This is a genomic window from Deinococcus hopiensis KR-140, from assembly GCF_900176165.1.
GTDB classification, from domain to species: Bacteria; Deinococcota; Deinococci; order Deinococcales; family Deinococcaceae; genus Deinococcus; species Deinococcus hopiensis.
In genome coordinates, this window is the sequence record NZ_FWWU01000009.1 from 2,969,274 (window position 1) to 2,989,627 (window position 20,354).

Annotated in this window: 20 protein-coding genes; 14 read left to right on the forward strand and 6 right to left on the reverse strand. The window is 69.0% G+C overall.

What is annotated here, in order from left to right:
* The first annotated feature begins 151 nt into the window (after positions 1-151).
* From odhB to B9A95_RS27840, 3 genes are all read left to right on the forward strand, one after another.
* Complete coding sequence (gene odhB / locus B9A95_RS27830; RefSeq protein ID WP_084050505.1) at positions 152-1,441, forward strand: 2-oxoglutarate dehydrogenase complex dihydrolipoyllysine-residue succinyltransferase; 1,290 nt, start codon at positions 152-154, stop codon at positions 1,439-1,441.
* Between the two features lie 635 nt (positions 1,442-2,076).
* The gene (locus B9A95_RS27835; RefSeq protein ID WP_084050507.1) at positions 2,077-2,385 is read left to right on the forward strand and encodes a hypothetical protein; all 309 of its coding nucleotides are present in this window, start codon (positions 2,077-2,079) and stop codon (positions 2,383-2,385) included.
* A gap of 273 nt (positions 2,386-2,658) precedes the next feature.
* Positions 2,659-3,606, forward strand: coding sequence for a hypothetical protein (locus tag B9A95_RS27840; RefSeq protein ID WP_084050509.1), 948 nt, complete (start codon positions 2,659-2,661; stop codon positions 3,604-3,606).
* A gap of 387 nt (positions 3,607-3,993) precedes the next feature.
* Here the strand turns inward: B9A95_RS27840 and pyrE are convergent, their stop codons facing one another.
* On the reverse strand, positions 3,994-4,554 hold the full coding sequence (gene pyrE, locus B9A95_RS27845) for an orotate phosphoribosyltransferase (RefSeq protein WP_084050511.1): 561 nt from the start codon (positions 4,552-4,554) through the stop codon (positions 3,994-3,996).
* A 44-nt stretch (positions 4,555-4,598) separates the two neighbouring features.
* Between pyrE and B9A95_RS27850 the strand changes: the two genes are divergently transcribed.
* Together B9A95_RS27850 and B9A95_RS27855 are read left to right on the forward strand one after the other, a co-directional pair.
* Positions 4,599-4,808 carry a helix-turn-helix domain-containing protein gene (locus B9A95_RS27850; RefSeq protein WP_084050513.1) on the forward strand — a complete coding sequence of 70 codons (210 nt, stop codon included), beginning with the start codon at positions 4,599-4,601 and terminating at the stop codon, positions 4,806-4,808.
* Between the two features lie 75 nt (positions 4,809-4,883).
* Complete coding sequence (locus B9A95_RS27855; RefSeq protein ID WP_084050515.1) at positions 4,884-5,624, forward strand: ribonuclease HI; 741 nt, start codon at positions 4,884-4,886, stop codon at positions 5,622-5,624.
* A 45-nt stretch (positions 5,625-5,669) separates the two neighbouring features.
* Here the strand turns inward: B9A95_RS27855 and B9A95_RS27860 are convergent, their stop codons facing one another.
* Positions 5,670-6,368, reverse strand: coding sequence for a metal-dependent hydrolase (locus B9A95_RS27860; protein WP_084050517.1), 699 nt, complete (start codon positions 6,366-6,368; stop codon positions 5,670-5,672).
* 151 nt (positions 6,369-6,519) lie between these two features.
* Here B9A95_RS27860 and cdaA point away from each other — a divergent pair, with 151 nt between their 5' ends.
* From cdaA to B9A95_RS27895, 7 genes are all read left to right on the forward strand, one after another.
* Entirely contained in the window at positions 6,520-7,365 is an 846-nt protein-coding gene (gene cdaA / locus B9A95_RS27865; RefSeq protein ID WP_245808562.1) for a diadenylate cyclase CdaA, read from the forward strand.
* Positions 7,362-8,336 (forward strand): CdaR family protein, encoded by a 975-nt coding sequence (locus tag B9A95_RS27870; RefSeq protein ID WP_139807011.1) that lies wholly within the window; start codon positions 7,362-7,364, stop codon positions 8,334-8,336. The genes cdaA and B9A95_RS27870 overlap by 4 nt, the downstream gene beginning before the upstream one ends.
* Positions 8,337-8,483: 147 nt before the next feature.
* Complete coding sequence (gene yqeK / locus B9A95_RS27875) at positions 8,484-9,122, forward strand: bis(5'-nucleosyl)-tetraphosphatase (symmetrical) YqeK (RefSeq protein WP_084050519.1); 639 nt, start codon at positions 8,484-8,486, stop codon at positions 9,120-9,122.
* Positions 9,119-10,444, forward strand: coding sequence for an LCP family protein (locus tag B9A95_RS27880; protein WP_084050521.1), 1,326 nt, complete (start codon positions 9,119-9,121; stop codon positions 10,442-10,444). Before yqeK ends, B9A95_RS27880 begins: the two co-directional genes overlap by 4 nt.
* A complete protein-coding gene (gene rsfS, locus B9A95_RS27885; RefSeq protein ID WP_084050523.1) occupies positions 10,441-10,845 on the forward strand; it encodes a ribosome silencing factor in 405 nt (134 codons plus the stop codon). Before B9A95_RS27880 ends, rsfS begins: the two co-directional genes overlap by 4 nt.
* A 94-nt stretch (positions 10,846-10,939) precedes the next feature.
* Positions 10,940-11,629 (forward strand): winged helix-turn-helix domain-containing protein, encoded by a 690-nt coding sequence (locus tag B9A95_RS27890; protein WP_084050525.1) that lies wholly within the window; start codon positions 10,940-10,942, stop codon positions 11,627-11,629.
* Complete coding sequence (locus tag B9A95_RS27895) at positions 11,626-12,630, forward strand: PAS domain-containing sensor histidine kinase (RefSeq protein WP_139807012.1); 1,005 nt, start codon at positions 11,626-11,628, stop codon at positions 12,628-12,630. The genes B9A95_RS27890 and B9A95_RS27895 overlap by 4 nt, the downstream gene beginning before the upstream one ends.
* Before the next feature lie 87 nt (positions 12,631-12,717).
* Here the strand turns inward: B9A95_RS27895 and B9A95_RS27900 are convergent, their stop codons facing one another.
* Positions 12,718-13,098: a hypothetical protein gene (locus B9A95_RS27900; RefSeq protein WP_084050529.1), complete on the reverse strand. Its 381-nt coding sequence runs from the start codon at positions 13,096-13,098 to the stop codon at positions 12,718-12,720.
* A gap of 63 nt (positions 13,099-13,161) precedes the next feature.
* Positions 13,162-14,073 (reverse strand): PRC and DUF2382 domain-containing protein, encoded by a 912-nt coding sequence (locus tag B9A95_RS27905; protein ID WP_084050531.1) that lies wholly within the window; start codon positions 14,071-14,073, stop codon positions 13,162-13,164.
* 249 nt (positions 14,074-14,322) lie between these two features.
* On the opposite strand from B9A95_RS27905, the gene phoU reads away from it, so the two are divergent.
* Entirely contained in the window at positions 14,323-14,967 is a 645-nt protein-coding gene (phoU, locus tag B9A95_RS27910) for a phosphate signaling complex protein PhoU (protein WP_084050533.1), read from the forward strand.
* Between the two features lie 52 nt (positions 14,968-15,019).
* Positions 15,020-16,567: a hypothetical protein gene (locus tag B9A95_RS27915; RefSeq protein ID WP_084050535.1), complete on the forward strand. Its 1,548-nt coding sequence runs from the start codon at positions 15,020-15,022 to the stop codon at positions 16,565-16,567.
* Positions 16,568-16,640: 73 nt separating this feature from the next.
* Here B9A95_RS27915 and B9A95_RS27920 read toward each other — a convergent pair whose 3' ends face one another.
* Positions 16,641-18,479, reverse strand: a complete 1,839-nt coding sequence (locus B9A95_RS27920) for an ATP-binding cassette domain-containing protein (protein WP_084050537.1) — start codon at positions 18,477-18,479, stop codon at positions 16,641-16,643.
* 55 nt (positions 18,480-18,534) lie between these two features.
* Complete coding sequence (locus tag B9A95_RS27925) at positions 18,535-20,331, reverse strand: ABC transporter ATP-binding protein (RefSeq protein WP_084050539.1); 1,797 nt, start codon at positions 20,329-20,331, stop codon at positions 18,535-18,537.
* Positions 20,332-20,354 lie beyond the last annotated feature (23 nt).

A 20,354-nucleotide genomic window follows, 5' to 3' on the forward strand; every position in this document is an offset into this window, starting at 1 on the left:
CGCGCGCTATTCCCTGCCAAACAACCTCCGCCCTTCCCAGAGGGGCCCCGGGCATCCTCCGGCTCCTTTTCCCATATTCCGCGCCGCCCCGCGGGACGTTGGGACGTTCCCCGGTCAGTCACACCGCGCCGGGGGTATAAAGGGAGGCGTTATGGCCGACATCAAGGTTCCCGTATTTTCCGAGTCCGTGAGTGAGGGCACGCTCCTGACCTGGCACAAGAAGCCCGGCGACGCCGTCAAGCGCGGCGAGGTGCTGGCCGAGATCGAAACCGACAAGGTGGTCCTCGAAGTCACCGCGCAGCAAGACGGCGTGCTGACCGCCATCGCCAAGAACGAGGGTGACACCGTGCTCAGCGAGGAAGTGCTGGGCACTGTGGGCGACGCGGGCAGCGCTCCTGCGGCCACGCCTGCGCCAGCGGCAGAGGAGGCGAGCGCAGCGGCGCAGCCCGCCCAGCTTCCCCAAACCTCCGCAGGCAACGAGGCCACCCGCCGCGACGACCTCTCTCCCGCTGTGCGCAAGATCGTGGCCGAGCAGGGACTGGACCCGGCGCGGATTCCCGCCAGCGGCCCGCGCGGCAACATCACCAAGGCCGACGCCGTGGCCGCCGCGCAGGGCGGCCTGACGTACCAGGGCCCGCAGGACGCGGCGGCTCCGGTTGGGGTGCAGGGGGCAGCGGGAGGCCAGCAACCAGCGGCCAGTATCCCTGCGCAGGCTCCCGCCGTGCAGGTCCCGCAGGGCGCGCGGCCCGAGCAGCGCGTGCCCATGACGCGCATCCGGCAGCGCATCTCGGAGCGGCTCAAGGAGGTGCAGAACACGGCGGCGCTGCTGACCACCTTCAACGAGGTGAACATGAAGCCCGCGATGGACCTGCGCAAGAAGTACCAGGACCAGTTCGTGGCGAAGCACGGGGTCAAGCTCGGCTTTATGAGCCTGTTTGTGCGGGCGGCCACCGAAGCGCTGAAGGCGTTCCCGGTGGTCAACGCCAGCGTCGAGGGCAAGGACATCATCTACCACGGCTACTACGACGTCGGCATTGCGGTCGCGTCGGACCGGGGCCTGGTGGTGCCCATCCTGCGCGACACGGACCAGATGAGCCTCGCGGGCATCGAGAAGGAGATCGCAGGCTTTGCCCAGAAGGCCAAGGGCGGCAAGCTGACGCTGGAGGACATGAGCGGGGGCACCTTCTCCATCACGAACGGCGGCACCTTCGGCTCCATGATGAGCACGCCCATCATCAATGCGCCGCAGAGCGCCATTCTGGGGATGCACAACATCATCGAGCGCCCCATCGCCCAAAATGGGCAGGTGGTGATTGCCCCAATGATGTATCTCGCGCTGAGCTACGACCACCGCATCATTGACGGCAAGGAAGCGGTGCAGTTTCTGGTGACCATCAAGAACCTGCTGGAAGATCCGGCGCGGATTCTCTTGGAGCTCTAAGAGCATGTGTCAACGTGCGGACTTCTTTTTGACCGGGCCCAGCGAGCGAAATGCGCATGGGGAGAATGGCGCCGTGAGGGCTGCCCTTCCACGCGAGACGCCATTCGGACACATGCGCTGAGAGCGACCGGCTTTGAGACGTCGGCGGTCCGCTTCCCTGCGGGGGGGTGGCCGCTTCTCTTTGCGTTGAGGACAGGCCCTGGCAACCTTTTGACGCCCGGTTGACGCCCCGGCTCCTCAGGTGGATACACGGCGAGGCGCCCCCGCCTGCCTTCGGCAGCGTCAAGTCAGCCAGTCACCCGGTTTGCCCTGGGCCGGGGCGGAGCCGCTTTGCCCGTTCCGGCCAGGTCAGCGCCAAGGGGCCCGCCATGAAAGAGGTGTCTTCTGTCCGCCCTCGCCTGCACCGTCCTCCTGACCCGGACCCTGCTCGGCGGGGCGCAGGCGCAGGACCGCACCATCTTTCAGATCAGCACGCGGCAGCTTCAGCAACGCCAGCTTCAGACCATCACCATTCGCGACCTGCACTTCTCGCGCCTCACGCTGGAACCGGCGCTGTTTACCCAGATGCTGAAGTCCCCCAACATCATCCCGCTCAATCTGGATGAACTGCCCGCATTCAGGCGCAGGAAGCGGCGGTGCGCGCAGGGCTGGACGTGACGGCGCGCCTGAGACAGGCCCCGGACCTGCGGGCAGACGTGGCGCGCATGACCTTGAAGCTTCCCGAAGGCTTGACCGTTCCCGCCACCATTCGCCTGCGTGATGGCCGCACGCAGGAGCTCACGCTGCTGGGCCGCCTCGCCGTACTGCGCTCCTTCGGCCTGACCGAGGCGACGGTGGTGTCGGGCCTGGGGCAGCTGGCTGCGCGCCGCTCCAGCCCCCGCGCAACCCAAGCCCTCACAGCCCGGGCAGGAACTCGGCGACGGCTTCAACAGGAACCCCGCTGATGGTGCCTGCCGCTTCACGCCCACCAACCCGCTGTTCGCGCAGATGAAAGGTGGGAACCTCGGCACCATCACGTCCATCAAGAACCAGGGGGCGCGGGGGACCTGCATGGCGTTCGGGTTTGTCTCGGCGCCCGAACGCCAGATCATGGGCGGATCAAGGCGCCCTTCAACCTCTCCGAGCAGTACGCCTACTACTGGCTGCGCGGCGACGGCGGCGTGCTGGGCGACGGCGCGGGCTGAGGCGATTACGACGACGCGATTGCGCGCAAGCGTATGATTCCCACCGAGGTCCGCTGGCGCTACAACCCCCCGTACGGGCGTCAGGCGCTGCCGGGAGGCAAGCAGCCCGTTACGCAGAAAAACTCCTGCGCGAGCGACACGAACCAGGCGTGCAGCGACACCACCGCGCAGGCGCAGCCGGTGTGCCAGGGCAGCACGAACAACTGTGCCTGGAAGCCCGAGTGGGAAATTCAGGACAACGCCGCCTTCAACTTCCGTCCCACGGCAGCCCAGGAGGTGTGGTTCGCCCCTGGGAAGGCGCCCTTCTCCACCGCGGAGGCGCAGCGGGCCTTTCGCCGCCTCACGTTGCGGGCGATGCTCAACCGGGGCGACCAGCTGATCCTGGGTTTTGGGGTGGACGCGGCTTTCGACAGCATTGGCACGGCGGGTACCCCCAACATGGGCCTGGTCGGTCAGAACTACCGGGGCGGACACGCCGTTCACCTGATCGGCCACGTGAACACCGGCAACGTGACCCTCGATGGCGTGAAATACGCGGAGCAGAATCAGGGACCGCTGACCTTATCCCACCGCCGTGTGGATCGTGAAGAACCCGTGGGGCTGCGGCTTCGGCGACGGGGGCTACGCCTACCTGCCCGACGCCTTTCTGGACCAGGAGGCGAACGGCATTTATACCCTGCCCAACGGCGCGGTGGATTCAGACATGGCAAACTTCTGAAGCCCGCGAACAGCGCGGCCCCCTTCGATGTGGCGACGTACGTCAGTCCAAGCTGGTCTCTTCCCGAAACGGGCGTCGGCAGAGACACGCCGACTGGGCATCGGCTCCAAATCACGCTCGGTCCGGCAAAGCCAAACTTCGCGGCCTGCTGGCGCACCGAACGCTCCGCTCGCCCGGCCCACGCGCGGCGCCGCGCGTGGGCCGGGGTGCGGCTCTACCCTCCCGGAAGCCCCCGTCTCCAAGGGACTGGCCCAGCATTTTGAGGCGGAGGAACGGAGCGGGCCGCCACCCTACGCGCCGATTGGGTACGATCTGGAGCCGCTGTGTCGGCGGGGCGGGCGCTGGCCGAACTGGGCGCCCCGGGCTACAGCCACGCCGACCGGTTGTTCGGCTCGGCAGCAGCCGGGCCTGCCCCGTGGGGCGGGCTACGCACTGGGGTGCGAACTGGTGCGGCGCTTTCGGCAACGGAAGGGGAGCGGCGCCCTAGAGGGTCAACGTGCGGACTTCTTTTTGACCGAGCCCAGCGAGCGAAATGCGCATGGGGGAGAATGGCGCCGTGAAGGGTGCCCTTCCACGCGCGGCGCCATTTGGACAGCTGCCCTAACCCACGCGGACGCCCTCCCTGAAGCCTTCCGCGAGGGCCAAAACGGTCAGATTTCCTGAAGTGGCCGCTCGGCCAACCACTCCGGCACCTCCTCGGGCGCGTAGGTGTCGAAGTGCAGCCGGCTCAGGGACACCAGCCGATAACCCTGCAGGGGACCCTCTTCCGCCCGCCGGTCCACGATGCAGGCGATGGCGACGCACCTGCCGCCCAGCGCTTCCACCGCGCGGACGGCCTTCAAGACGCTGCCGCCAGTGGTAAGCACGTCCTCGACGGCAACGAAGGTTTCACCGGGCGTAACGGTAAAGGCCTCGCGGACCTTCATCCCGCCCTGGCCGTCTTTCTCAGCGAAAATCGCCCGGGTGCCGTAGTGACGCGCGGCCTCGTAGGCCAGCACGACGCCGCCCATTGCGGGGCCGACGAGGGTCTGCGCCTCGATGCCCTCCCCGCGCAGCTTCTGCGCAATGGCCCGGCCGACCTGCTCAGTGAGCCGTGGGTATTGCAGCACGGTGGTGGATTGCAGGAATTTGGGTGAGTGGCGGCCCGAGGCAAGCAGAAAATGCCCCTCGTGGTACGCGCCTGCTTCCCGGTACAGCGCCAGAACGTCCATGCGGGGAGTATCGCATTCGCGCGGCGCGCGGTGCATCATGCTTTATGGACCCCGCCGATGCCCACCCCTTTCCCCCTGCCCACGCCCTGCGCTCCCGACGTCTCCTGCTCGGGATCCCCCTCACGGTCCTTGCCCAGGAAGCGGGCCTCGCGCCGCAGGTTCTGGACGCCGTGGAGCGCGGCGATTACGATCCCCGCAGCCTTCACACCCTCGCGCGCCGCGTCCTGGCCCGGGTGCTGGACCTCGATCTGTAGGCCTGCCGGCGAGGCCCGGAAGTTTTTCTGGTCGCCAGCCGCCAGCGGCCACCGGCGCTCACCGGGAGGCACGCCATGAACCAGGCCTACGTGGACGCGAGCTGGCACGAACGTCCCGACGGCTCCGGCGTGGGCGGCTGGGGCCTGGTGCTGCTGCTGCCGGGCGAGCTGCCCACGCGCTACCAGGGTCAGCTCGATGCCCCCGACAACAACGCCGCCGAGCTGCGCGCCGTGCTGGAAGCGGTGCGCCACGCCCCGGTGGGCGAGCCCCTGACCGTCTACACCGACAACGAGGCCGTGATCGCCTCGGTGGGCCGGGGCCGGGGACCGCACCTGCTGGCAGACCTCGCGCGGGAGGCGCTGGACGAGACGCAGGCGCGGGAGGTTGCCTTGCGGGTGGAGTACGTGCCCCGCACCCGGCGGCATATGCTTTCCGCCCACGAACTCGCCAACGACGCCCGGCGGGGCCTGAATACGCCAGCCACAGCGGGACCCCACGCCGACGTGCTGATCGAGCAGCGGCCCGCCGTGCCCGAGGCCCGCGTCAGCCTGCGCCGTCACGGCGAGCGCGTCACAGCCCTGGTCAACCTCGATCCCCTATCAGACGTGCCGCCGAGTGCTCAGGCCCTGCTCGCCGCCGTCACCCTGGCGCGCGCCGGCGAGGTGCTGCTCGTGCGCCGCGCGAGCAAGATCGCCCAGGCGCTGTGGCAACGGCCCGAGCGTGCCCTGCTGCCCGCCGCCCACGCCCAGTTGGCTCAGGCCCGGCAGGCGGCGGACGGACTGGGCGTACAGGTGCAATTTCAACAGACGCCGTGAGGGGAGAAGAGGGAGGGCCCGGACAGGGTGGGTTTTCCAGCGACCTCAGCCCCCAGCCCTCGCCTCCACTTCCGTTCCCTGCCCCGGTTCCAGCACGCGGATCTCCACGTCCCAGGCCTCGCCCTCACGCAAGAAATCGCTGGGGTCGCCCGTCAGGATGGGAAAGGTGCCGTAGTGCATGGGAATGGCCACCCTTGGCCGCAGGAGTTCCAGGCAGCGGGCGGCCTCCTGCGGCCCCATGGTGAAGTGATCGCCGATGGGCAGCAGGGCCACGTCCAGCTCCCGGTCCCCAATCAGACGCATGTCAGAAAAGAGGCAGGTGTCGCCCGCATGATACAGCCGCACGCCGCCCATCTCGATGACGAGGCCGGTGGGCATCCCGCCATACGTGCCGTCGGGAAAGGAGGACGAGTGCCAGGCGGGCGTAAAGGTGACGCTGCCCCACTCTGCGCGCACCGTACCGCCAATGTTCGCACCGATGGCGTTCACGGCCCCGTTCTTCGCCGCGTAGCTGCCGATTTCCACCGTACCGACGATGGGCACCCCCGCTCGCCCGAAGTCCAGCGCATTGCCCCAGTGGTCCCCGTGGGCGTGGCTCATCAGCACGGCGCTGACGTTCCACCCCAACGCCTCCTCCACCGTGGCGGCGGCCTTGGGGTTGCCCGTGAGGAAGGGGTCAATCAGGACGCGGTGCCCGCCACTTTCCAGCAAAAAGGCGCTGTGGCCCAGGAAGCGAATTTGCATAAACGCAGTGTAGGGGCGCGGACTGGGGGACGCTCCTGAGCTTTTTCTCATCCTTCTGATGGAGGTCTTCGCTGCGCCCCGGCCCGTATAGTAGGCGGGTGCCGCCCCTGAATTCTCGCGGCGGGAAGGAGTGCCGCCCCCCGTGTCTTTGCTGTCCACCCTGCTGAACGGATGGGAAGCGCGCGACGTGCTGGACGTGCTGCTCGTCGCCTTCCTGATCTATCAGGGCTACCTGTTGGTGGTGGGCACGCGGGCCGTGAACGTGCTGCGAGGCATTCTGGTGTTCGCCGGGGTATGGGCGGCGGCGGAGGTCATGAACCTCACCACCCTCAGTTACCTGCTTGGAAGGGTGGGCACGGTGGGGCTCTTCGCGCTGGTGGTGCTGTTTCAGCCCGAGTTGCGCGCAGCGCTGGAACGGGTGGGCCGCCCCCGTGGCCGGGATCTGGGGGCAAGTGGCGCGGCGCTCCAAGACCTCGCGCGCGCGATGGAGCGCCTGGCCGAGCGCAAGACGGGGGCGCTGATCGCCATCGAACGCCGTACCCCGCTGGGCGAGTACGCGGCGACGGGGGTGTCGCTCGACGCCCGGGTCAGCGCACCCTTTCTGGAGGCGCTCTTCGCCCGCAACGCGCCGCTGCACGACGGTGGCGTGATCCTGCAGGGCTCACGGGTGGTGGCCGCCGGATGCCTGTTTCCGCTGCAGCCGGGTGACGGCACCTACCGCCGCTACGGCACGCGCCACCGCGCGGCCATCGGTTTGTCGGAGCTGACCGACGCCGTGGTGCTGGTGGTCAGCGAGGAGCGGGGCAGCATGCGCATCGCGCTGGCCGGGCGACTGGGCCCAGACCTCAACGGTTCGGAACTGCGCGAGCAGCTGCGCTCCCTGGTGTATGACCACGCAGACCTTCAGCCTGCCCGCCGCGTTCCGGCTTCCCCACCCGCGGAGCCCGAGGGGCGCCCGGTTGCAGGCGCGGAACCCCCGGAAAGGGGCAGCGCGTGAGGTCCGTACCCGACGGTCTGATTCGCTGGAGCCGCCCCCGTTACGTCTGGCGGCGGCTGCTCCACAATCTGCCTGCCAAGCTGCTCGCCCTGGGAGCAGCGCTGGTGCTGTGGTCCGTGGCGACGACGGACCGGCGGGCGAAGGTGGAGCAGAGTTACGACGTGCCCGTCACCGTCAGCGACACGACAGGGGGGCGTGGGGTGGGTACGCGTGAGGTGCGCGACCTTACGCCCGCCACCGTGCGCGTGACCCTGCTGGGCGGCCCGGAGCGGCTGCGCGAGCTGCGCGGCGAGAACATTGAGGCGGTGGTGGACGTGACGGGCGTACCCGAGACGAGTTTTACCCGGCCCGTGACCGTTCAGGCCCCCACCGGCACGACGCTGCGCAGCGTCAAGCCTGAGCGGGTGCAGGGCTTTGTGGACTCGGTGCTGACGAGCAGCCTGCCCGTGGTGGTCAGCGTGGCCTCCCCCGCGGGTGACAGCCTGCCGCGTTACGAGCTCACCCCCACCGAGGCGTCGGTCCGGGGACCGGGACGTCTGGTAACGGGGGTGGCCCGGGTGGTGGCCAGTCCGGTGACGCTGGAGCCCGGTGAGGAGCGGGAAGTCCTGCTGATTCCCCTGGACGAGACGGGCCGCCCGGTGGAGGGGGTAACCCTGACGCCCTCGGCCGTCCGGGTCCGCCGCCTCGACGCGGGCACCCTGCCGGTGGCCGAGCTCCCCGTCGTCCTGACCCCCCCACCGGTAACGCTGCGGGTCACGGCGGCGCGCCTCACACCCGCGCGGGTCCGCGTCGTCGCTCCGCCGGAGGTGCTCACGCGGTTGCGGGAGGTGCGGGGCACCGCCGCTTACCATGAGGGCACCTACACTGCGCCAGTGACCCTGAGGCTCGCGGCGGGCGCCCAGGCGCTCGAGCCCGTACGGGTGGAGCTGACCGTCGTGCGGCAGGTGACCCCGGCCCCCCAGGCCCCGTGAGCGGCCCTTTCATCGCCTTGGCGCGCGTCTCCTTGGGAAGACACCGCCAGTTTCTGAAGCCCCGCTCAAGGTGCGCCGGTCAGGATGGCGCGCCTTGAGCGGGGGTATAGTAAACGTCATGGTGTGGCGCATGACCCACATAGTCCAATGATTGCCGAGCGCCCCGATCTGCGGCACCCCCTGGCCGACCTTGCCGACTGGGATGAGCGCGTGCGGCTGATGGTGCGGCCCCGCCGCTACGATCATGTGCTGCGCGTGGCAGACCTCGCGTGCCGCATCGCACGCGCGGCCGGGATCGACGAGGCCCGGGCCTACGCGGCTGGGCTGCTGCACGACATTGCCCGGGACCTGCCCGATACCGAACTGCTGCGCCTCGCGCCGCCCGAGTGCGCCATCGACCTCGCGCATCCCCTCGCCCTGCACGGGCGCGCAGCCCGCACATTGCTGGAGCGCTGGGGCTACGCGGACCCGGTCGTCCTCGAAGCTGTGGAGGACCACACCACTGGCCCGCGCGGCGGTAACCCGGTCTCGGCCTGCGTGTACGTGGCCGACGTCTCCGAGCCCGGCCGAGGCGTGAACGAGGACATCCGCGAACTTGCGCTCTGCGACCTGGAAGCGGCCCTGAGCCGCGCCATCGTCTCCAAGGTCACCTACCTGCAGGGGCGGGGCATCCGGGTACATCCCCGCACGCTGCGGTCCTACCACGCGCTGCCCTGCGTCGGGCAGGACGGCTCCGTGCCGGACGCGCCCCGGCTGCCCCAGCCCGACCGTCACCCCGCGCCATGACCCGCCCCCCTGCGCCTCCCCGACTCGATTTCTCCTTTCCTTCGCCGCGCCCACGCTCGCGGCTCAGGGCCCTGCAGGCGTTTGGCCTGAGCCTGGCCGCCCTCACGCTGGGCGGCTTCGCCGTTATGAGTTCGCCAGGGAGCGCAGCGGCCTCGGGCCTGAGTGCCGACGGCCTACCCCGCTTCACGCTGCTGCTCGCCGGGCGCGACATCGTGTACTGCTACTACCGCACGCCCTGCCGCGATCAGGACCAGCGCACGGGGCTGCTGCAAACGCCCAACACCGACACCCTGATGGTGGTGAAGGTGGACGGCACCCGGGTCAGCGTCCTGAATATTCCGCGCGACACCAACGTCGGTCCCTACGACCCGCGCCAGACCAAGGCCTCGCAGAAGGTCAACAGCCGGTACTGGTCTCAGGGTCCCGAGGGCCTGGCGGACGCGGTGGAAACGATCACGGGCGAGCACGTGGACGCCTACGTGATCGTGCGGACCGACTACGTGGAGCGGGTGATCGACGCGCTTGGCGGGTTGGACGTGACCGTGCCGGAGGGCGGGATCGAGTGGGTGGACCGGGCAGCGGGGGTGAACCTCAAGTTGAACCCAGGGCCGCACCACCTCGCGGGCAAGGAGGCCGTGCTGTTTTTGCGCGTGCGCAAGGGCTTTGGGGACGACTACGGACGCATCGACCACCAGAAGCAGGCGCTGACGCAGCTCGCGGGGCGGCTCAAATCCGCGCAGGGTCTGGCGGCCCTGCCCACCATCCTGGGCGGCGTAGGCAACGGCGTCGAGACGAACCTGGACCCGAATCTCTTGACCACCCTCGCGCCGCAGCTGGGCAAGCTCCGGCTCAGCTTCGCCACCCTGCCGACCACCACCATTCCGGGCACCTTCAACCTCGCCGCAGATAGAGACGCCCTCGCGCGCCTCTGGGGCCCTCCTGGGGGAGCTTCTGCCGGTGGCGCGCGGCCACCGGCAGAAGTCCCCGATGAGAATCCCACGCGTGTGAAGGTCAAGATCGTGGACGCGAGCGGCGCGAATCTGGGGCAGGCCCTGGCCCGCGCCCTGGCGGTGTTGGGCTATGCTCACGTGCGCGTTGAGGCCGTGCCCGCCAGCGCCGAGGCCAGCCAGGTGCTGACTGGAGAGGACGCGGGGGCAGCCACAGCGCTGGCCGACGTGCTGGGCCTGCCCCGCCTGCAAGGTGAACGTTTCCCGGTGGAGGCGGGCGAGGTGGGTATTCTGCTGGGCATGGACGCCCGGCAGAGCCTGGCTGCCCTGGCCCCTGCTGCCGCCGCCCCTTCCACCCGAACGGAGACCCCATGACCCAGAGTAACGATCCCCACTTTCCCCAGATTCAGCAGCAACTGCGCGCCATCGTGGACGCGGCCCGCGAGCGCCGCGCCGAGGACGTGGTGGTGCTCGACCTCACCGACGTCTCCTCCACCCTCGAATACTTCGTGATCTGCACCGCCACCGCCGGCCTGCAGCTCAACGCCGTGCAGGAAAACATCCGCGAGAAAGCCCAGGAGGCCGGGCTCCCCCGCCCAAGCGTCGAGGGCCCCAGCGAACGCTGGCTGCTGCTGGCGTTTGGCGGCAGCGTCGTGGTCCACATCATGACCAAAGACGCCCGCGAGTACTACGACCTTGAAGGCCTGTGGAGCGACGCCCGCGTGCTGAGCTTTCCCGACACCCACTCCACCCAGACGGCGGACAGAACAGTGTGAGGCGGCTTTCAGCCACCCACTTTTTCTGCCGACGTCTGAAAGCGCACCGCTTCCCCTGACACTCGCCTGACGTGTGGGCCGACAATAAAACGTGATGAGCCATGTCGTCGTGATCGAGGATGAGGGCACCGTCCGGGAGGTGGTGCGCTTTCACCTGGAGCGGGCTGGGCTGCGGGTCAGTGCGTTCGAGACGGCCCACGCCGCCAGCGAAGCGGTGGGCCGGGCCGACGCCCTGGTGCTGGACTGGATGCTGCCGGGCGAGAGTGGCCTCGGGTACCTGCGCCGACTGCGCGCGGACCCCGAGCTGCGCCGCCTGCCGGTGCTGATGTTGACCGCCCGCGCCGCCGAGGCCGAACGGGTGGAGGGCCTGGAAAGCGGGGCGGACGATTACCTGACCAAACCCTTCAGCGCCGCTGAACTCGTGGCGCGGGTGCGCGCGCTGCTGCGCCGCTCTCTGCCCGACGCGCCGCAGCACCTCGGAAACGGGCCGCTGAACATCGACCTCAGCGCGGCCGACGCGCGGCTCTCGGGCGCGAGGCTCAACCTCACCCGGCGTGAATTTGATCTGCTGGCCTTTCTGACGCAGAACGTGGGCCGGGTCTATTCGCGTACAGAGCTGCTCGACCGGGTATGGGGCGCGGACTTCCTGGGCGGCGAGCGCACGGTGGACCAGCACGTCACGCAGCTGCGGGCGCATCTGGACGACGACCCTGCGCGCCCCCGTTTTCTGGAGACGGTGCGCGGCAAAGGCTACCGGATGCGTCCCTGGGCGGAGGCAGGATGATGGAGGCCCTGCCCCTGACGCAGCCCTTGTCCGACGCCTGGATGGACGCCCTGCCTCAGGCGGTCTTGCTGTTTCGCGGCGGCGCGGGCCGCACGGAGGCCCCCACCGTCACGCGGGTCAACGCGGCGGCCGTGCGCCTGTGGGGCGTTACGCAAGACCGCGCCGCCGGACGTCCCCTGCTGGAAGTGGTGCGGCGGCACACCCTGGAAGCCCTGACCGAGCGCGGCGGCGAGCTGGAGCTGGAGGTGGGTGGGCGAACCCTGCGCTGCACCGCCACCCGCGCCGAACCCGGTCCCTCCGGTTCGGAGGCCGAGGGCGCGCTGATCGTGGAGGACATCACCGAGCACCGCCGCCGGGAAGCCGAACTGCGGGAGGCCACGGCGGTGCTCTCGCACGAGTTCCGCACACCCGTGACTGGCCTGCGCGGTGTGCTGGAGGCACTGGAATACGACATGCCCCCGGACCTCGCGCAGAATTTCGTGCGGCAGGGGCTGCAGGAAGTCGAGCGCCTCGCCCGGCTTGTGGAAGACCTCGCCGTGGGATTTCGGCCCACCCGCGCCCGCACGCTGGCCCTGGCCGAGGCCTTTGCCCGCGCCGAGCGCCTGCTGCGCCCCGAACTGAGTGCGCGCCAGACCACCCTGACCTTCGGCGCGGACCACCTCGTGCGGGCAGACCCCGACAAGTTGCTGCAGGTGCTGCTCAACCTCGTGGAAAACGCCCTAAAATACGGCCCGCCCGGCCACAGCGTCGAGGTCCAGACCAGCGTGCGCGGCACCTGGGTGGAGGTGGCTGTGCTGGACGAGGGCCCACCCCTGGAAGACGCGGGCAGCCTCTTCCGGGCCCACACGCGGGGACAGGGTGCGACGGGTCAGGGCAGCGGCATGGGCCTGTATATCGTCCGCAGCATCGTGCAGGGCTGGGGCGGTCAGGCCTGGGCCGAGCGCCAGGGCGAGCGCAATGCCTTTTGCTTCACGTTACCGGGCGGTGTGGGCATCGGCTGAGTCGTACCGGCAGAAAACCGACACACGGCGCGCCGCCCCGGATGTTTTCCTGGGGCGGCGCGCCGTGTGTCGGTTCTGCGCGGGCGTTTAGCGGCGGGGGCCGTCGGTGGGGCCGCCGAGGTGAACTTCGGTGCGCGGCTCGGGAGCGCGGCGACCCGTCAGGCCCAGCAGGCCCAGCAGACCCAGCAGGCCCCAGGGAAAGCCCTGGCGCTCGTTGCCGGGGACGCCGTCACTCTCGCTGGGCGTGGTAACCGCGTCGTTTGCCGTCGTGCCGCTGGTCGTATCGGTGGTCGTCGTGGTGTCGGTGGTCGCAGCGTCGGTGGTGCCAGCGTCGGTGGTTCCCGCCGCGTCCGTCGTGCTCGTGTCCGTGGTGCTCGTGGACGTGGAGGTGTCGTCAGTCTGGGCGGTGGCCGTCACGGGCGCGGCCACGAGGGCCAGGGCGAGCAGCAGTTTCTTGGCGTGGGTCATGGGGGTTCTCCTGAAGCGTCGGGGGAGGTACGCGCCGCCCTGGGGCGGCGCGTACCCGGGGCGTTACTTGTCGTTGCGGCGCAGCTCGTCGTCCGTGAGGGCGGCGTCGCCCGTCACGCGGACTTCGCCGGTCTGGTTCACGTCCAGCACCTCGCGGCCCACCGTCTCGGTGACGGTCTGCTGCTCGGTCACGGCGCGCTTGCCGATCTCGACCTCCTCGGTCACGAAGGCCTGCTTCTGCACGTCCACGCGCTCGGCCTCCAGCTCCACCCGTACCGTCTCGCTGCCGCTGCTCAGGGACACGTCGCCGTCCACCGGGCGGGCGTCGGTGACGGCGTGGCGCTCGATGACGATCTCTTCACGCTGCACGGGCACATTCACGGTCTCGGTGTGGGTCTCCACGTGCTTGCCGATCTGCACCTGGCCGGCGAGGTAACGCTCCTTGTTCACCGAAAGGCGCTCTTCAAGCAGACGCAGGCGCTCGGGCGTCTTGAACATGCGGTCAGCGGTGTCCTCGTCGCGGTAGTCGTAGCGCGCCTGGGTACCGGTATCCGCCACCGTACTCGCGGTGCCCACGCCGGTTCCCTGCAACACGCGCTCGCCATCCCCAGCAGACGCCTCACCGCGCAGGACGCGCTCGTCGCTGCTCTGGACGTCAAAGGTGTAGTCCTCGTCGTGGCTGTAGCGGTGCAGGCCTGCGAGCTGACCGCTCGTCAGCTCGTCGAAATAAACGCTGTCGTCCTCCAGGCGTACCAGGCCGATGGGCACGATGTAGGCCCCCTCGGTGCTGCCGCCATCCGTGTCGACAAGCAGGTAGCGGATCTTGCCCTGATCGTCGTCGACGAGGACGTCGCGCACCGTGCCAATACGCTGGCCACCCCCAATGTATGCCGTGGACCCCACAGGGTTGTAGGTCCCCTGGAAGTCGTCGGTGTGCCTGCTGGAAATCTCGGACAGTCTATGTAGGTGTGACATATGCGCTCCTTTGGTCCGCGGGTCGCGGCTTTTGTTTCGTCCGCCATTGTGATCTTTTGTTGCTGTCTTCCCCTAAGAACTCTGCCAACTTTTGATAAAGCCAAACTCGGCACAATATGAACTAAAGATTGAATAAATGTCACAGCAGAAGTTGATTGGAGGCAAGGTCGAGCGGCAACCTGCACGTGAGCTGACGTTCCCCTGACCCTCATCCCCAGCGGAGATGCTACGTTCGTCCCTGGAGACCCCATGCGCGAAGCCCTCGAAACCGATCTGCGTGCCGTTCTGAACGGTGCCCTGAATATGCTGGGCACAGTGGAGCAGATGCTCCCCATTGCGGGCGACGTCCTGCTGCACGGACGCGCCGAGCGTTTGCCGGAGATCCGGGCGATGGACCGCGAGGTGGACGCGCAGGAAGCCCAAATCGAGGCCGAGTGCCTGCGGATCATCGCGCTGCATCAGCCCGTCGCGCGGGACCTGCGCTTGATTGCGTTGATTCTCAAGAGCCTCAGCGACATTGAGCGCATGGGCGACTACGCTGTGCACGTGGCCGAAGACGGCTCTGAACTCGCGCAGCAACCCGCTCTGAAGCGCTACGTCAGCCTGACCCGGATGCTGGAACGCCTGGGCGAGATGAGTCAGAACCTGCGCACCGCCATTGCCGACCGCGACGTGACCCGCGCCGAGGCCACCTTGCAGATGGACGATGAGGTGGACGACCTGTACGAGCAGATTCAGCGCGAGCTGGTCACCTACATGCTCGAAGACCCGCGCAACATCTCCAAGGCCCTGATGCTGATGCGGGTGGGCCGCAGCCTGGAGCGCATCGGCGACCACATGGAAAACGTTGCCGAGCGCGTACGCTACTGGGTCACCGGCCAGCGCGAGGGGTAGGCCCAGCTCCCTCCACAGCGGCTTATGCTGCGGGGCAAGGAGGCCCACGTCCATGTCCCGAATTCCCTTTCTGCTCCCCACGGCCTTGGCCCTTACGGGAACGCTGGCCCTGTCTGGCCTGATGGGCCTCGCCTCGGCCCGGCAGGACAAGGCCCCGCCCATCAAGACCACCGCCCACACCTGCGGCAAATACACCGTGAAGCTCTCCGAAAACGGCTTCGACGATCCGCCGGACAAGATCAGCCTGGTCCAGGGAGGCCGCGCGGCGATCACGTTGACCGACACCTCGGTGGAGTTCCAGGGTTGCCGTGACCTGACGGGCGACGGCGTGCCCGAAGTGATCCTCGCGCAGTTCAGTGGCGGTGCGCACTGCTGCTTTGTCCATTCCGTGTATTCGCTGACCGCGCCGCCCCGCCTGCTGCTGCGGGCCAACAGCGCCCATACCGAGGAACTCGGAACCGCGCAGCTGGACGCCCGGGGACCACTGGAGCTGATCGGCAACGACTGGAGATTTGCCTACGCCTACGGCCTGAGCTTTGCGGAAAGCCCGGCGCTACCCCTGGTGTACGCCTACCGGGGCGGGCGCTATGTGGACGACACCCTGCGTTTTCCCCAATTCGTGCTGGGCAGCACCACGCGCGGCGGGGAGGAGGACGAACCCTCGGGCGGCACGTACCTGGCGGAATACGGCACGCTGCTGCTGCTGGGCAAGGCGGCCGAGGCAGACCGCTACCTGCGCTCCATTCCGGCCGAGTACCGCCGCTGGTTGGAAAACTACGCGCCTGATATCCGGCAGGACCTGAGCAGTGCGGGAATGGAAGACTGGGCGCTCCGCGCGGCAGTTCCCGAAAACGGCGCCGCCTACGGGATCGGCGGGGCCTTCAGCGCGCCGGGGCAGCGGGAGTACCTCACGCTCGTGCGCGAGGGGAGCACCGGGGCCGCCCTGCGCCTCTTCCGCTCCCAGGGCGAGAAGATCGTGGGCAGCGCCGCGCTTGCCACCTTTGCTGGAGCGTTTCCCCCCCAGAGTGCAGACGGCTGGAACTGGAACGTATTGCCCCGCTTTACCGTGCGCCGGGCCAGTGGCCGTGACGACGCCGTGCTGGAGGACCGTTCGTCCGGGAGCACCCGCTACCTCACCTACCGGATGGGGCAGGGCCGTGCGGCTCGGCTGGACAACGACCCCCTCGCCGTGGCGGCTGGCCTGTTGGGGGACCTGAGCACCGTGGCGGGGCGCGTGGCGGCCCAGTACAAGAAGGTGCCCCGCAACGCCGAGCAGCGCGCCGAGGGGGTGCGCCGCATCGACGCCGCCGTCGCCCGCGCCCAGCCCTGGATGAAACTCAGCGCCGCGCCCCCGAACCTGCGCAAGCTGGGCAATTTCAGTGTGTACGCGGTGGAGGTCAGCCGCGAGGACGCGAACACGGCCCTGGTCGCCGGAACGGTGGACCTGGGCCTGACCACCGCGAAGCAGGCGTACGAATACATCGACGCCACCCGACAGACCTTTGCCATCTTTCTCGAAAAGCGTGGGGGGCGCTGGACAGTGACGAAGTGGCAGCTCACGCCCCGCCAGGGCGAGGTGCCAAACGGCTGGAAGGAGTGAAGGGCCAGGCTTCCGGTCCCCGTTGCGCAGGACACAGCGCAGCCCCTCGACCTCCGCTGCCAGCGCCACCTCTTCACTCCCCCTCCACCGCGTCCTCGGCCCACAGCGCCCGCATCTCCTCGCTCGTCTCGAGCAACTTGCCCAGCGTCCCCTCGCCCGTCACACGCCCGTCCTCGAGCAGGATGATTCGGTCTGCGCGGGTGAGGGCGGCGCGGCGGTGCGACACCACGAGGCAGGTGGCGTCGGTCTCGGTAAAGAGGCCGTCCCACAGCAGGGCTTCCGTGCGGGCGTCCAGGGCGCTGGAGACGTCGTCGAACACCAGCAGATCGGCGTCGCGCGCCAGCATCCGCGCCACCGCCGTACGTTGGACCTGTCCCCCGGAGAGCTTGACCCCGCGTGCGCCCACCGGCGTGTCCAGCCCGTTCGAGAGCTGCGCGAGGTCTGGCTCCAGCACCGCGAGGCGCACGGCGCGCGCGAGGCGATCTGGCTCGCTGCCGCTCAGCACGTTCTCGCGCAGGGAGTCGGAAAAGAGGTTGGGCAGCTGGGCGGTGTACGCGGCGCGCGGCGGCACCAGGAAGGTGGCGGGGTCCGCGACCTCCTCGCCGTTCCAGAAGGTGCGGCCCCCGTGCCCTCCCTCGCCCTCTGCGGGCATCAGGCCCAGCAGGGCGCGCAGCAGGGTGGTCTTGCCGCTGCCGATGCGCCCGGTCACCACCACGAACTCGCCCCGGCGCAGGGCGAAGCTCACGTCGGTCACGCCCGCACCACCGGGATGGTGGGCGGTCAGGCCCTCCACGCGCAGCTCTTCCAGGGGCCGGGGATCCGGGGCCGACGAGTTCGCAGGCGGCTCCCCGTGCAGGTAGATGGGATGGTGGGCCACGGCGGTGCCCGCCGGGGCGTCTTGCAGCAACCGCTCCATGCGGTCATAGCTCACGCCGGTGCGGCGGTGTCGGGCGATGGCGTCACCGAAAAAACCCATCGAGCCGGTCAGGCGGGGCAGCAGGCCGATAAACAGCACGAAGTCGGCCACGTCCATTGACCCGCCGCGCACCTTGTTCGCGCCCAGCAGCAAGACCAGGCCCACAGCGAGGTTCACCATGTTGGTGTTCACGCCCCGAATCAGTTCGGTGAGCAGCACGTCGCGCAGGGCAGCGTGACGGCGCGTCTCGCCCAGGGCCTTCAGGTGCGCCACCATCTGCCCCTCGCGTGCGGCGAGCTTGACCGCGCTGACGGCCCCGAATGTCTCGCCGATAAAGTCGGTCACGCGGGCGGTGGCCTCGCGCATGCGGCGGCGGTAGCTGCGGATGGTGGGCGAGAGCCGGCGCACAAACACCACCATCAGCAGCAGTGGCGCGCACACCAGCCCTGTGATGAGGGGGTCCACCCGGGCCATCATCGCCACAGCCAGCAGGCAGTACAGCAGGAAGCCTGCCCCGTCCACCCAGACCTCGGTGTAGCCGGCCACATCCTCCACATCGTCGCGGAAGCGGCTGACCGCCTCGGCGGGCGTGTCAGGCAACCGGCGCGAGCCAGCCGCGGTAAGCAGGTAGCCCAGCAGGTTGCGCCTCACCAGCGCGTCCAGGGTGTACCACAGCTCAATCCAGGCGCGGAACGCTCCGTAGAAGATGCCGAAACGGCTGATCCGCACGAAGGCGAACCAGCCCACCGACACCCACGCGGCAGCGATCAGCGGGTCGACGGGCTGGCCCAGCGTCCGCAGCCCGTCCGCGTCCTCCAACCGCCGGAACACGCCGCTGACCGCCAGGGTAAGCAGGGCGGGTGAGGCGTGGACCATCCCCCACATCAGCAGGTTGAAGGCAAACAGCCCTGGGTTGTAGACGAAGAGCCGCTTCGAGAGGGCGAAGGTCCGCTCCTGCGGGGGAGGAGCGGCGTCGGTGAGGGCTGGGGTGGTCATGGGTGGCTCCGCATGGGCAAAGGGGAAAACGGACGGTGGGCAGACAAGAACGCGCTCAAGCCAGCACTTCCTCGGCATACTTCTCGCCCGCGCGCAGCAGTTCGGCATAGTGGCTGCGTGCGTCGCGCGCGAGCGCGGCGCGCGGGCCGTCTTCGAGGACCTGGCCGTCTCCCAGCACCAGGATGCGGTCCGCACGGGCCACCGTATCGAGGCGGTGGGCGATCACGATGGCGGTGCGTCCAGTCAGCAGGCGGGTCATCGCCTGGGTGAGCTGGGCCTCGGTCGCGGGGTCCAGGCGACTGCTGGGTTCGTCGAGAATCACCACGGCGGGGTCCCTCAGCAGCACGCGGGCAAAGGCGAGCAGCTGTGCCTGCCCCGCGCTCAGGCTCCCGGCGAGCAGCGGTGTCCGCACCCCGCCTTCGAGGCGCGAGAGCCACAGCCCCAGGCCGACTTCCTCCAGCGCGGCCTCCACCTGGGCGTCGCTGACCGATTCGTCGAAAAAGGAGAGGTTGTCGCGTACGCTGGCCTGAAACAGCTGCACGTCCTGGGTCACCACCGCCACGCGGGCGCGCAGGCTCTCCAGCCGCACCTCGCGGATGTCCACACCGCCCAGCGTGACCCTTCCGCCAGTCACGTCGTACAAACGGGACACCAGCCGCGTCAGCGTGGTCTTGCCGCTGCCGGTGCGGCCCAGTAGGCCGAGCGTCTGCCCGGCGGGCAGGTGAAAGGACACGCCGTGCAGCACGCTCCGCACCGTGGGGTCCTGGGGCGCGTAGCTGAAATCCACTCCCTCGAAGCGCAGGTCCAGCGGTCCGCCGGGCAGGGGGCGCGTTCCTTCCCGCAGGTCCGTTTGCAGCGTCAGCAGGTCACCGATGCGGCCCAGGCTGGCCCCGGCCTTCTGCAACTCCTGCAGCTGCTGGGTCAACTGATCGATGGGTTCTTCCACCATGTTCATGTACTGGTACAGCAAGAAGGCGGTGCCCAGCGTGATGGTGCCTGCCGCATACAGCCCCACCGCCGCGCCCAGAATACCCACGTACCCGGCGGCGAACAGGGCCATCGAGAGCTGCCACACCACGCTTCTGCGCCGCCAGGAAAAGGTGGCCCGGTTAAAAAAAGCGCGCTGCACCCGCAAGAAGCCGCGCAGGTGATGCTCTCCGGCCCCCAGCGAGCGCACGTCGTCCAGACCCGCGAGGCGCTCCTCGATGTACCCGAACATCTGCGCGCTGCTCTCGCGCTCCAGCCGGGTGGGCTCAACGCCGCCCTTGCGAACGCGGTTCATGGCGTACAGGGTCACGGCCACGAACAGGGTGATGCCCACGCCCACGCGCCAGTCGGTCAGGTAGAACATGACCACCGCGCCCGTCAACAAAAGGGCCGCCCCAAACACCCGAACGGCGAACTGCGAGAAGAAGTTGCTGAGGGCCGTGACGTCGCCGTCAATGCGCTCGATCATCTCGCCGGGCGTGCGCTCCTTGTGTTCGCGCATGTCCAGCGAGAGCATGTGTTCCATCAGGTCCGCGCGCAGCCGGTTGGTGGCGGTCCAGCCCACCCGCGCGCCCACGTAGGTGGCTCCGGCCGTCATCAGCTGCACCAGCAGCGCGAGGCCGATATACAGCACGGCCAACTGCGCGAGCAGCCCCACGTCGGCCCCGCCGCCCAGCTTGGCCTGGTCCACGAAACGCCGCAGCAGTTGCGGCAGCACCAGGTTCAGGCCCGTGCCGCCCAGCAGCAGCGCGGCGAGGGTCAGCACCTGCCATTTCAGCGGACCGAGGTAGGTCCGCAGCACGGCCACCGATCTAGAACGCGGCGGGGACGCGGGGAAGGGAGGAGGGGAAGAGGCCTGCGGCATCCTTTCAAGTTAGGCGAAGGGGG